A 12,793-nucleotide genomic window follows, 5' to 3' on the forward strand; every position below is an offset into this window, starting at 1 on the left:
CGGGGTTTGAACACGGGAAACCGCTTTCCCGTATCTCTCGCCGAACGCAGGCGCCGCGTTTGTCACTGCCGAGACCACCTGACCCGAGTGAGGCATCCGCATGTCCAGGGCTCTTCCGAAGTACAACAAGCGTCGCGTCGCGTTGATCGGCGGCGCCGCCGCGGTGGTCATGACCGGCGCGGTCATCGCCGGTTCCGCCCTCGCCGGGGAGTCGGCGGGATCGAAGAGCGGCAGCACGAACGCCCGGACGCTGGCCGGTCCAGGCACCATCAGCTGCCCGGACGTCGCGTCCCAGCTGCCCGCGATCCCGGCCACCGCACAGGCCGAGGTCGACCGCAACCTGGCACTGCTCCAGACCCAGATCGACGAGGCCGACAAGCGACTCGTCGACACCGTCGGCCAGGGCGGACCCAACTTCGTCCAGAACGCCATCCTCGGCCCCCTGGAGGACAAGCGGATCGCCACCGTCAACCGCATCGCCACCGCGATCGGCCGTACGGCGGAGAAGCCGGCCGGCCTCGACGCGCTCGCACCGTGCGCGCTCAACGCGGACGGCGCCGCCGAGACCGGCGAGGACGCGGGCGAGGACGCGGGCGCGGGCGAGGAGGCCGGCGGCGAGGCCGAGGCCACGCCGAGCGAGACCGCGACCGGGGAGGCCGGCGAGGACACCGGCGAGGCAGGCGACACGGGCGAGGCCGGCGCGGCGGGCGCCATCAGCTGCCCGGACGTCGCCTCCCAGCTGCCCGCGATCCCCGGCCACCGCACAGGCTGAGGTCGACCGCAACCTGGCACTGCTCCAGACCCAGATCGACGAGGCCAACAAGCGACTCGTCGACACCGTCGGCCAGGGCGGACCCAACTTCGTCCAGAACGCCATCCTCGGCCCGCTGGCGGACAAGCGCGTGTCGACCATCGACCGCATCGCCATCTCCATCGGCCGTACCGCCGAGAAGCCCGCGGGCCTGGACTCCCTGGCCGCCTGCACGGTCACCGAGTGACCTGACAGGCGCTGTGGCCGCCCCGTGTGAGCGCCGGCCGGGGCGGCCACGGACACGTCCGCGAAGCGGACCTCGCTATTCATTAGACAGGCGAAAGACTTGCACCCATAATCGTTAGACATGGGAAAGACTTATGAGCGCATAGACGGCCGACTCCGCAGGTTCATCGAGGAACAGCCCCTCTTCTTCACCGCGTCGGCTCCGCTGTCCGGGGACGGCACGGTGAACCTCTCCCCCAAGGGCCTCAAGGGCTCGTTCGTGATTCTCGACGAACTCACCGTGGCCTACCTGGACTTCGCGGGATCCACCGCGGAGACGATCGCCCACCTGCGCGAGAACGGCCGGATCACCCTGATGTGGTGCGCCTTCCAGGGCCCGCCGAACATCGTGCGCGTACACGGCCGCGGCGAGCCGGTGTTCCGCGACGACCCGCGCTTCAAGGAACTGCTCGCGCACTTCCCCGACATCGACCCGACCCCGCACGGGCTGCGCGCGATCATCGTCGTACGGGCCGAACTCATCCGGGATTCCTGCGGGTTCGCGGTGCCGTTCATGTCGTACGACTCCGAGCGCGAACTGCACGGGCAGCGCTTCGCCCGCGAGGACGACGACTCGCTCAGCGAGTACTTCGCCAAGAAGGACCACATCGCCACGAGCATGGACGGGCTCCCCGGGCTGCCGCTGCCACTGCGCCCGATTTAGTAGCTTTTATTTGATCTATACATACACAAGCTTCTTGTGCATATTGACGGAATTCTCCCTTCCGCCGTGCTTGCCCCCTAGCCTGGGCGCACGAACAGATGGGGGATTCATGTTCCGACCGACGCGCGAACCTCAGAGCAAACGCCATGTCCGTGATTCCTACTTCGTGGTCGGCGAGGGCATCCTCGCCGGCTCCGCGAACGGCAACCCGGCGCAGCCGCTTCCGACGTCGACCGTCGCGGCCCTGCGCAAGTTCCAGTTCTCCCGGCTGGGCCCACAGGCGGAGCCGGCCCAGCTTCTCGACCGGGCCGACCGCGAGGAACTCGCCGCCGCGATGACCAAGGCCGGGCCCCAGCCCGACTCGAGCAACCCCGCGGTACCGGCCGGCTTCACCTATCTGGGCCAGTTCGTGGACCACGACCTGACCCTGGACGCCACGGCGACGCAGCTGGAGGACGACGTCACGCTCGGCCAGCTCCTGCAGGGCCGCTCGCCCGCCCTGGACCTCGACAGCCTCTACGGTCTGGGCCCGGACCACCGCTTCGACCGGCGGTTCTACGAGGACGACGGCCTCCGGCTGCGCACCGGCACGACCCAGGGACTGCCCGATCCCGACGGCGACCACATCGTGGGCCTGCCCCTCAGCGGTTTCGACCTGCCCCGGGTGGGCGCCGGCTCGCTGATCTCCGAGCGGCGCCGACCGCTGATCCCGGACGGACGCAACGACGAGAACCTCGTCGTGGCCCAGGTCCACTGCGCCTTCATCCGGTTCCACAACCGGGTCGTGGCCGACCTGATCGACAAGGGCGTGTCGAGCGCGGTCGTGTTCGAGACGGCACGCGAAACCGTGGTCAAGCACTACCAGTGGATGCTGCGGCACGACTTCCTGCCCAGGATCGTCGACCCCGGCATCGTCGACGAGGTGTTCACCCAGGGCCGCACGTTCTTCGAGCCGGCCCCGGGCGAGAACGAGTACCCGACCATGCCGATCGAGTTCTCCGTGGCCGCCTACCGGCTGGGCCACAGCATGGTGCGCGGGGCGTACAACTGGAACCGGATCTTCGACAACGGCGCGGGCACGCTGCGGCTGCTCTTCCAGTTCACCGGCACCAGCGGCACCCTCTCTCCGCCGTCCGGCGACGATTCCGACCCCGAGGCGGGCTTCTTCGAGCGGCTGCCCACCAACTGGATCGCCGACTTCCGGCGCCTGTTCGACTTCAGTGAGGCGGGCCGGGACGATCTGACCGTACCGGCCGAGAAGTTCAACCTCGCCAAGCGGATCGACCCCCAACTGGTCAATCCGCTGGCGGGTCTTCCGCTCGGTTCCTTCGGCGGCCGCGGCGGGCCGGCTCCCAAGCCGATCGAGCTGAACCTGGCCTTCCGCAACCTCACCCGGGCGAACATGATCAGCCTGGCGACAGGTCAGCAGATGGCCCAGTACCTCGGCGTGAAGCCGCTCGCGCCGTCCGACTTCGCGAACGCCGGCGGCATCCAACTCAGCCCGGGGCTCTGGAAGAAGCTCGCCGAGAACTGCCCGCTGTGGTTCTACATCCTCCTCGAGGCCGAGGTGAACGGCAGCGGGCGGCTGACGGGCGTCGGCGGGCGCATCGTCGCCGAGGTGTTCCACCGCGCCATGGAGGGCAGCCGTCACTCCCTCGTGCGTGACCCGTTCTGGCGGCCGTTCCTCAGCCCGGTCGCCGACCGGAACGCCCAGGACACGTTCGGCATGACCGACCTGCTGCTGTACGCCTTCAAGGAGCGGGCCGACCTGCTCAACCCGCTGGGCCCCTGAGCCCGGAGGTCTCGGCAAGCGGTGGCATCGGCGGCGACGGCACTGAGGGACCGGCCCGAATGGCCCATCCTCCGTGCCGTCGCCGCCGCGCGACCCTACGGTCGTTGCCATGCGTTCCGCTGTCCTCGCCGCCCTGGTGTCCGCGTCCCTGCTCGTCCTCGGTGCCGCCCCCGGCGGCGGCCCGCCGCTGCCCGCGCGCATGGCCGACACCGGCGGCGGCAGCCAGCTGATCACGGCGGTGGCCGCGAAGACCGGCTCGACGTCCGGCACGGTGACGTGGTGGGACCGGCGCGACGGACGCTGGCTGAAGGCCGGTTCCGCCAAGGCCCGCTTCGGGGCGAACGGGCTGGTGGAGGGCTCCTCCCGCAGGCAGGGCACGAACACCACACCGACCGGGCTGTACGACCTGCCGTACGCGTTCGGAATCAAGTCCGCGCCGGGCGGGACGACGTACAAGTACCGGCCCGTGCGGCAGAACTCCTGGTGGTGCCAGGACAACGACTCACGCTCCTACAACCGCTGGGTGGAGCCGCGTCCCGCCCACTGCGCGGCCGCGGAGGCCGAGCGGCTGATCTCGTACGGGACGCAGTACGCCTACGCGATGGTCGTCGGCTTCAACTACGCCGAGCCGGTGCGAGGGCGGGGCGCCGGCATCTTCCTGCATGTCGACGGGCGCGGAGCCACCGCCGGTTGTGTGTCCGTGCCGTCGGATGCCATGCGGCGGATTCTGCGGTGGGCCGAGCCCGGCAAGAAGCCGCACCTCGCGATCGGGACCGTGAGCGGACGTACGGAGATCACCCGGTACTGAGCCGGACGGCGGATGGCGGATGGCGGATGGCGGACAGGGTAACGGGGTGACGGGTTACCGCCAGTCACTCCAGTCCGCACGAGACTCGGCAGGCGGCTGAACACACGGGCGTCGCGGCACGTATCTGAGGGCCAAGGGACCACGCCACCCCCCTTGCCCCGCCCTCGGAGGAACCGTGACCACCACGCTCGCAGGCGGCCGCGCCGCCCGCCGCCAGACGATGCGCCGCATTCGTCCGCGCCGCTCCCCGGCGACCCTGCTGCTGCTCGCCGTGTGGGCCGGCGCAGTGGGAGTGGTGTGGCTGTGGTGGGCCAACACGCCGTCGATCAGCGACAACAACGGCAAGATCCTCAACGCCGGCCGGATCACCGGACTGCTCGCCGGGTACCTCATGGCGCTGGTGGTGCTGCAGATGGCTCGGGTCCCCGCGCTGGAGCGCCGGGTGGGCTCCGACCGGGTGGCGCGCTGGCACGCGATGAGCGGCCGCTACACGCTCTGTCTGACGGTCGCCCACGTCTTCCTGATCATGTGGGGGTACGCCCTCCAGGCCGGCAAGGGCCTCGGCGACATCGTCCAGCAGACGATGGACTCCATCAACCAGCTGCCGGACATGGGCAAGGCCGCCATCGGCACCGGTCTGCTGTTCGTCATCGGGCTGCTCTCGATCGGCCCGGTCCGGCGCAGGATTCCGTACGACACCTGGTACCACGTGCACCTGCTGACGTACGCGGCGGTGTTCCTGACGTTCTGGCACCAGCTCACCACCGGCAACGAGTTCGTCGTCGAACCGGCCGCGAAGACCGTCTGGTACGGCCTGTACGGCTCGGTGACGGCGCTGGTGATCTGGTACCGCATCCTCACCCCGATCCGCCTCAACCTGCGGCACCGGATGTACGTGGAGGCGGTCATCGAGGAGACCCCGGGCATCGTGTCGGTGCTGATCGGCGGGCGGAAGCTGCACCGGATGGGCGCGGAGGCCGGCCAGTTCTTCCGCTGGCGGTTCCTGGCACCCGGCATGCGGTTCAGCTCGCACCCCTACTCCCTGTCGGCGGCGCCCCGCCCCGACATGCTGCGGATCACGGTGAAGGCGATCGGCGACCACAGCGAACGGCTGCGCGAGCTGACGCCCGGCACCAAGGTGTGGGCCGAGGGCCCGTACGGCGCGCTGACCGCCGCCCGCCGCAGCCGCGGCAAGGTGCTGCTGGTCGCGGGCGGCGTCGGGATCACCCCGATGCGGGCGCTGTTCGAGACGCTGCCCGGCGCGTCCGGTGACATCACCCTGCTCTACCGGGCCAACAGCACCCAGGACCTGGCCCTGTGGGACGAGCTGGCGACCATCGCGGACGAGCGCGGGGCCCGGCTGATGTACGCGGTCAACAGCCCGGACGGGGAACGCCCCGACATCTCGGCGGAGCGGCTGCGGCAGAAGCTGCCGGACATCGACAACCACGACGTATTCATGTGCGGCCCGCCCGGGTTCGCGCAGTCCGTGTACGAAGCACTGCGCGGCGCGGGTGTGCCCGCCCGCCGCATCCATCACGAGTCGTTCGAGATGTGAGCGACGGGACTTCAGGAGCTTGGAAGCAATGAGGAAGAGTCACCCCATCCGACGTGTCGTGCTCGCGACCGCCGCCACCGTGTCCGGTGTCGTGCTGGTCCTGTCACTGAAACCGTCGTCCGATCCGTCCTCCGCGGCGGCCGGCGGGGCCGCGTCTCAGCCGCCGGCGGCGGGGCAGTCGGCCCAGGGCGGCGCCCAGCCCGCCGGGACCGGCATCGTCACCGGGGACGCGGCCCAGACCCAGTACGGCGCCATCCAGGTCCGGCTGACCGTCGCGGGCGGCAAGATCACCAAGGCGGAGACGGTCCAGGCGCCCAAGGGTGGCCAGAGCGACCAGATCACCGCCGACGCCGTACCCAAACTGAACGCGGCGACCGTGGCCGCGCAGAGCGCGCAGATCGACGCGGTGTCCGGAGCGACGTACACCAGCACCGGCTACAAGCAGTCGCTGCAGTCCGCCATCGACAAGGCCAACTCCACGGCCGGGTCGGGTGCCGCGGAGGGCTCGGGCGACGCGCAGGCCGCCAAGACCGTCACCGGCGACGCCGTCGACACCCAGTACGGCGCCGTCCAGGTCCGCATCACCGTCGCCGGCGGCAAGATCACCAAGGCCGAGACCGTCCAGGCACCCAAGGGCGGCCAGAGCGACCAGATCACCGCCAACGCCGTACCCAAACTCAACCAGGCAGCCATCGCCGCCGGCACCGCCGACATCGACGCCGTCTCCGGAGCCACCTACACCAGCGCCGGCTACAAGAAGTCCCTGCAGTCGGCCCTGGACCAGGCGGGCACCTCGGCGGATGCCGGGTCGGGCGCCGGGTCGGGTGCCGCGGAGGGCTCGGGCGACGCCCAGGCCGCCAAGACCGTCACCGGCGACGCCGTCGACACCCAGTACGGCGCCGTCCAGGTCCGCATCACCGTCGCCGGCGGCAAGATCACCAAGGCCGAGACCGTCCAGGCACCCAAGGGCGGCCAGAGCGACCAGATCACCGCCAACGCCGTACCCAAACTCAACCAGGCAGCCATCGCCGCCGGCACCGCCGACATCGACGCCGTCTCCGGAGCCACCTACACCAGCGCCGGCTACAAGAAGTCCCTGCAGTCGGCCCTGGACCAGGCCGGTGGCTGACACGGTGGCCGATTCGGCACAAGCTCCCGCCGCGGTACGTCATGCGGAGGAGGTCATGGGGACGGTCTTCTCCTTCGACGTCCGCGGCGGGGATCCCGGTGCGATACAGGCGGCACTGCGCGAGGCGGTGGCCGGGCTGCACCGGGTCGACGAGGTGTTCAGCACGTACCGCGACGACAGCGAGGTCTCCCGGCTGGCCCGGGGCGAACTGACCGTCCAGGAGTGCGATCCGATGGTCGCCGAGGTGCTCGACCTCGGCGCGGAGGCCGAACGGGCCAGCGACGGCTGGTTCAGCATGCGCTACGAGGGCCGCCTCGACCCGACCGGCATCGTCAAGGGCTGGTCCGCGGAGCGTGCCGCCCTACGGCTCGCCGAGGCCGGGGCGACCGGGGTGAGTGTCAACGGCGGCGGGGACGTTCAGCTGTTGGGCGTGCCGGCGCCGGAGCGGCCGTGGCGGGTCGGGGTGTCGGATCCGTTGCGGCCGGGGGGACTTGCGGCCGTCGTCTCCGCGTCGGGCGTCCCCGAACTGGCCGTCGCCACGTCCGGCACGGCCGAGCGCGGCACCCACATCGTCGACCCGCGCACGGGCCGCTCCGCGGTGACCGACCTGCTGGCGGTCACCGTCGTGGCCCCCCGCCTGACCTGGGCGGACTGCTGGGCGACGGCGGCGTTCGCGATGGGTTCGCGGGAAGCCCTGGAGTGGTTGGAGGCGCTGCCGGACGTGGAGGCGCTCCTGATCACGGCGGGCGACGAGGTGCGGTGCACGGGGGGCTTGGCGGCGCGGCTGGGCTGACCGGCGCGACTGCTGGGAGGTGGGTCGCGCAGCCCGGCGCTCACGGGGTGCCGTTATCTGTGGGTCGGGAGCCGCCCCAGGCGGCACGACTGCCCGCGGTTGAGCCGACCTCGGGGGTGCGGGCCCCCTCAGTGCCCGTGGCCGTGCGCCTGCCCGTTCCCGTTCTGAGCCAGCCGCAGCAGATGATCCGCCAACGCCTGCCCCCCAAGAGGATCCCGGCTGATCAGCAGCAACGTGTCGTCACCCGCGATGGTCCCCAGAATGTCGTGCAGTTCGGCCTGATCGATGGCCGAGGCCAGGAACTGCGCGGCACCCGGCGGCGTCCGCAGAACGACCAGGTTCGCGGACGCCTCCGCGGAGATCAGCAGCTCCGCCGACAGCCGCCGCATCCGCTCTTCCTTCGCCGACCCCCCGAGAGGGACCCGCGGCGTGCGGAACCCTCCCTCGCTCGGTACCGCGTAGATCAGGTCCCCGTCGGCGTTGCGGATCTTCACCGCGTTCAGCTCGTCGAGATCCCGGGAGAGCGTCGCCTGAGTGACGCTCAGCCCGTCGTCGGCGAGGAGTTTCGCCAACTGGCTCTGGCTGCGCACCGGTTGCCGGTTGAGGATGTCCACGATCCGGCGGTGCCGTGCGGTGCGGGTCTGCGGTACGGCAGGCCCCGCGGTCTGCTCGTGCTCCTGCGCCTGGCTCATCGTCGTCTCATTCTCCGGATCATCCGTCCCCCTTGGCCACGTCCAGGATGCCGGGCAGTGCCTGGAGAAGCGCGTCCACGTCGTCATCGCCGAGGTTCAGCGCCGGCATCAGCCGTACGACATCAGGGGCGGGCGCGTTCACCAGGAACCCGGCGTCCTGAGCCGCCTGCTGCACCTTCGGCGCGAGCGGCTCGGTGAGCACGATACCCAGGAGGAGGCCCGCACCCCGGACATGTGCGATCAGCGGATGACGTGAACTGCCGTCGGCGCCCTCGATTCCGTTCCGCAGCTTCTCGCTCTGCCGCTTGACGTTCTCCAGCAACCCCTCGTCCGCGATCGTGTCGAGTACGGCGAGCCCGGCCGCGCAGGCGATCGGGTTTCCGCCGAAGGTCGTACCGTGCTGGCCCGGCTGCAGCAGCTCCGCGGCCCGCCCGAAGGCGACCGTCGCGCCGAGCGGCAGTCCGCCGCCGAGCCCCTTCGCGAGCGTGACGACGTCCGGCAGGACGCCCTCGTGGGCCTGGTACTCGAACCAGTGCCCGGTCCGCCCGATGCCGGTCTGCACCTCGTCGAGGACCAGCAGGCTGCCCGTCGCGGCGGTGATCGCCCGGGCCGCCTTCAGATAGCCGGCCGGGGGCACCACGACCCCGTTCTCGCCCTGGATCGGCTCGATGATGACGAGGGCGGTCTCCTCGGTGACCGCGGCGGCCAGCGCCTGCGGGTCGCCGTACGGCACGTGGGTGACGTCACCGGGCAGCGGCAGGAAGGGCTCCTGCTTGCCGGGCTGGCCGGTGAGCGCGAGGGCGCCCATGGTCCGGCCGTGGAAGCCGCCGTCGGTGGCGACCATGTGGCTGCGCCCGGTCAGCCGCCCGATCTTGAAGGCGCCCTCGTTGGCCTCGGCCCCGGAGTTGCAGAAGTACACCTTGCCGTCGCGGCCGAAGTGCTGGAGCAGCCGTTCGGCGAGCGTGACGGGCGGCTCGGCGATGAAGAGGTTGGAGACATGGCCGAGGGAGGCGATCTGCGTGCTGACCGCCTCGACGATCGCCGGGTGGGCGTGGCCGAGGGCGTTGACCGCGATGCCGCCGACGAAGTCGAGGTACCGCTTGCCGTCGGCGTCCCACAGCTTGGTGCCCTCGCCGCGCACGAGGGGCAGCCGCGGAGTGCCGTAGTTGTTCATCAGCGAGCCCTGCCACCGCTCGGTCAGTTCCTCGTTGCTCATGACTCCCCCTGTACGTCCTGTGCGTCCGTCTTTTCGTCGGGCACGACCATCGTGCCGATGCCCTCGTCGGTGAAGATCTCCAGCAGGATCGAGTGCTGGACCCGGCCGTCGATGACGCGGGCGGTGTTCACGCCGTTGCGGACGGCGTGCAGGCAGCCCTCCATCTTCGGCACCATGCCGGAGCTCAACTCCGGCAGCAGCTTCTCGAGTTGGGCGGCCGTGAGGCGGCTGATCACCTCGTCGCTGTTCGGCCAGTCCTCGTAGAGGCCCTCGACGTCCGTGAGGACCATGAGGGTTTCGGCGCCCAGCGCAGCAGCGAGTGCCGCGGCCGCCGTATCAGCATTGACGTTGTAGACATGGTGATCGTCCTGGCTCCGGGCGATCGACGAGACGACCGGGATACGGCCGTCCGCCAGCAGCGCCTCGATCGCGCCCGTGTCGATGTCGGTGATCTCGCCCACCCGCCCGATGTCGACCAGCTCCCCGTCGATCTCGGGCTGGTGCTTGACGGCGGTGATGGTGTGCGCGTCCTCGCCCGTCAGCCCCACGGCGAGCGGGCCGTGCTGGTTGAGCAGCCCGACCAGCTCGCGCTGCACGTGTCCGGCCAGCACCATGCGGACGACGTCCATGGCGTCCTCGGTGGTGACCCTGAGGCCCGCCTTGAACTCGCTGACGATGCCGTGCTTGTCGAGGGCGGCGCTGATCTGCGGGCCGCCGCCGTGCACGACGACGGGCTTGATGCCGGCGTGGTGCAGGAACACCACGTCCTGCGCGAAGGCGGCCTTCAGGTCCTCGTCGATCATGGCGTTGCCGCCGAACTTGATGACGACCGTCTTGCCGTTGTGCCTCACCAGCCAGGGCAGCGCCTCGATGAGGATCTGCGCCTTGGGGAGGGCGGTGTGCTTGCGGGTAGTGCTCATGACGAGTACGCGCTGTTCTCGTGGACGTAGTCGGCGGTGAGATCGTTGGTCCAGATGGTGGCCGTCTCGGTGCCGGCCGCGAGGTCGGCGACGATGTGCACCTCGCGGTAGCGCATGTCGACCTTCTCCCGGTCCTCGCCGACGCCGCCGTTCTTGCACACCCAGACGCCGTTGATGGCGACGTTGAGCTCGTCGGGGTCGAAGGCGGCCTTCGTCGTGCCGATCGCGGAGAGCACGCGGCCCCAGTTGGGGTCCTCGCCGTGGATGGCGCACTTGAGGAGGTTGTTGCGGGCGATGGAGCGGCCCACCTCCACGGCGTCGTCCTCGCTCGCGGCGTTGATCACCTCGACCCTGATGTCCTTGCTGGCGCCCTCGGCGTCCCGGATGAGCTGCTGGCCGAGGTCGTCGCAGACGGTCCGTACGGCCGCGGCGAACTCCTCGTACTCCGGGGTGACTTCGGAGGCCCCGGAGGCCAGCAGGAGCACGGTGTCGTTGGTGGACATACAGCCGTCGGAGTCGACGCGGTCGAAGGTGACCTTGGTGGCGGCGCGCAGCGCCCGGTCCAGGGCCGCGCTGTCGAGGTCGGCGTCGGTGGTGAGGACGACCAGCATGGTGGCGAGGCCGGGGGCGAGCATGCCCGCGCCCTTGGCCATGCCGCCCACGGTCCAGCCGTCCTTGGTGACGACGGACGTCTTGTGGACGGAGTCGGTGGTCTTGATCGCGATGGCGGCCTTCTCACCGCCGTGCTCGCTCAGGGCCTCGGCCGCCTGCTCGATGCCCGGCAGCAGCTTGTCCATCGGGAGCAGGATGCCGATCAGACCGGTGGAGGCGACGGCGACCTCGACGGCGCCGAGACCGAGCACCTCGGCGGCCTTCTCGGCGGTGGCGTGCGTGTCCTGGAAGCCCTTCGGCCCCGTACAGGCGTTGGCGCCACCGGAGTTGAGGACGACGGCGGAGACCTGGCCGGCCTTGAGGACCTGCTCGGACCACAGGACGGGAGCGGCCTTGACGCGGTTGGAGGTGAAGACGCCGGCGGCGGCGCGGCGGGGCCCGGTGTTGACCACGAGGGACAGGTCCGGGTTGCCGTTCTCCTTGATTCCCGCGGCGATGCCCGCCGCCAGGAATCCCTTTGCTGCCGTGACGCTCACGGTGCGACTCCGATCGTCGAGAGACCGAGCTCCTCGGGGAGCCCGAGGGCGATGTTCATGCTCTGGACGGCACCGCCCGCGGTGCCCTTGGTCAGGTTGTCGATGGCGCTGATCGCGATGATGCGGCCCGCGGCCTCGTCGTACGCGACCTGCACCTGAACGGCGTTGGAACCGTAGACGGACGCCGTGGCGGGCCACTGGCCCTCGGGCAGCAGGTACACGAAGGGCTCGTCGGCGAAGGCCTTCTCATAGACGGCGCGGACGGACTCGGCCGTGACGCCGGGCTTCGCCTTGGCGGTACAGGTGGCGAGGATGCCGCGGGGCATCGGCGCGAGGGTCGGTGTGAAGGAGACGGAGACGGTCTCCCCGGCGGCCGCGCTGAGGTTCTGGATCATCTCGGGGGTGTGCCGGTGGACGCCGCCGACGCCGTACGGCGACATGGAGCCCATGACCTCGCTGCCCAGCAGGTTCGGCTTGGGCGCCTTGCCCGCGCCGGACGTCCCGGAGGCGGCGACGATCACGGCTTCCGCCTCGGCGAGTGAGGCGGCGTACGCCGGGAACAGCGCGAGGGAGACGGCGGTCGGGTAGCAGCCGGGCACCGCGATGCGCTTGGACCCCGCAAGCCGGGCGCGGCCACCCGGCAGTTCGGGAAGGCCGTACGGCCAGGTGCCGGCGTGCGCGGAGCCGTAGAACCTCTCCCAGTCACCGGCGTCCTTGAGGCGGAAGTCCGCCCCCATGTCGACGACGAGCACCTCCGGGCCGAGCTGCTCGGCGACGGCCGCGGACTGTCCGTGCGGCAGGGCGAGGAAGACGACATCGTGTCCGGCGAGGACGTCCGCGGTGGTCTCCTGAAGCACGCGGTCGGCCAGCGGCAGCAGGTGCGGCTGCAGCGCGCCGAGCCGCTGTCCGGCGTTGGAGTTGCCGGTCAGGGCGCCGATCTCGACCTCGGGGTGCGCCAGGAGCAGACGCAGGAGCTCTCCGCCCGCGTATCCACTCGCTCCGGCCACTGCCGCACGTACCGCCATGGGATCCATCCT

General features: G+C 70.6%; 11 protein-coding genes and 1 pseudogene. 7 read left to right on the top strand and 5 right to left on the bottom strand.

Annotated elements, in window-relative coordinates:
* The first annotated feature begins 100 nt into the window (after positions 1–100).
* The 7 genes and pseudogenes from QFZ76_RS11000 (at position 101) to QFZ76_RS11030 (ending at position 7,780) form a co-directional block, all read left to right on the top strand.
* A pseudogene (locus QFZ76_RS11000) lies at positions 101–998 on the top strand (hypothetical protein).
* Between the two features lie 120 nt (positions 999–1,118).
* On the top strand, positions 1,119–1,700 hold the full coding sequence (locus QFZ76_RS11005) for a pyridoxamine 5'-phosphate oxidase family protein (protein ID WP_307673546.1): 582 nt from the start codon (positions 1,119–1,121) through the stop codon (positions 1,698–1,700).
* Positions 1,701–1,809: 109 nt separating this feature from the next.
* Positions 1,810–3,492, top strand: coding sequence for a heme peroxidase family protein (locus QFZ76_RS11010; protein WP_307673547.1), 1,683 nt, complete (start codon positions 1,810–1,812; stop codon positions 3,490–3,492).
* Between the two features lie 109 nt (positions 3,493–3,601).
* Entirely contained in the window at positions 3,602–4,300 is a 699-nt protein-coding gene (locus QFZ76_RS11015) for a L,D-transpeptidase (protein ID WP_307673548.1), read from the top strand.
* A gap of 175 nt (positions 4,301–4,475) precedes the next feature.
* The gene (locus QFZ76_RS11020) at positions 4,476–5,858 is read left to right on the top strand and encodes a ferredoxin reductase family protein (RefSeq protein WP_307673549.1); all 1,383 of its coding nucleotides are present in this window, start codon (positions 4,476–4,478) and stop codon (positions 5,856–5,858) included.
* A gap of 28 nt (positions 5,859–5,886) precedes the next feature.
* Positions 5,887–6,987, top strand: coding sequence for an FMN-binding protein (locus QFZ76_RS11025; protein ID WP_307673550.1), 1,101 nt, complete (start codon positions 5,887–5,889; stop codon positions 6,985–6,987).
* 55 nt (positions 6,988–7,042) lie between these two features.
* Positions 7,043–7,780: an FAD:protein FMN transferase gene (locus tag QFZ76_RS11030; RefSeq protein ID WP_307673551.1), complete on the top strand. Its 738-nt coding sequence runs from the start codon at positions 7,043–7,045 to the stop codon at positions 7,778–7,780.
* A gap of 128 nt (positions 7,781–7,908) precedes the next feature.
* Here QFZ76_RS11030 and QFZ76_RS11035 read toward each other — a convergent pair whose 3' ends face one another.
* Genes QFZ76_RS11035 through argC form a run of 5 tightly spaced genes read right to left on the bottom strand, consistent with a single transcriptional unit; the run spans position 7,909 to position 12,781 of the window.
* Positions 7,909–8,472 carry an arginine repressor gene (locus QFZ76_RS11035; protein WP_307673552.1) on the bottom strand — a complete coding sequence of 188 codons (564 nt, stop codon included), beginning with the start codon at positions 8,470–8,472 and terminating at the stop codon, positions 7,909–7,911.
* A gap of 19 nt (positions 8,473–8,491) precedes the next feature.
* Complete coding sequence (locus tag QFZ76_RS11040) at positions 8,492–9,688, bottom strand: acetylornithine transaminase (RefSeq protein WP_307673553.1); 1,197 nt, start codon at positions 9,686–9,688, stop codon at positions 8,492–8,494.
* Positions 9,685–10,608 (bottom strand): acetylglutamate kinase, encoded by a 924-nt coding sequence (argB, locus tag QFZ76_RS11045; RefSeq protein ID WP_307673554.1) that lies wholly within the window; start codon positions 10,606–10,608, stop codon positions 9,685–9,687. The genes QFZ76_RS11040 and argB overlap by 4 nt, the downstream gene beginning before the upstream one ends.
* Positions 10,605–11,756 (bottom strand): bifunctional glutamate N-acetyltransferase/amino-acid acetyltransferase ArgJ, encoded by a 1,152-nt coding sequence (argJ, locus tag QFZ76_RS11050; protein WP_307673555.1) that lies wholly within the window; start codon positions 11,754–11,756, stop codon positions 10,605–10,607. Before argJ ends, argB begins: the two co-directional genes overlap by 4 nt.
* Positions 11,753–12,781 carry an N-acetyl-gamma-glutamyl-phosphate reductase gene (gene argC, locus QFZ76_RS11055; protein WP_307673556.1) on the bottom strand — a complete coding sequence of 343 codons (1,029 nt, stop codon included), beginning with the start codon at positions 12,779–12,781 and terminating at the stop codon, positions 11,753–11,755. The genes argJ and argC overlap by 4 nt, the downstream gene beginning before the upstream one ends.
* Between the last annotated feature and the right edge of the window lie 12 nt (positions 12,782–12,793).

The organism is Streptomyces sp. V4I2, from assembly GCF_030817655.1.
GTDB lineage: Bacteria > Actinomycetota > Actinomycetes > Streptomycetales > Streptomycetaceae > Streptomyces > Streptomyces plumbiresistens.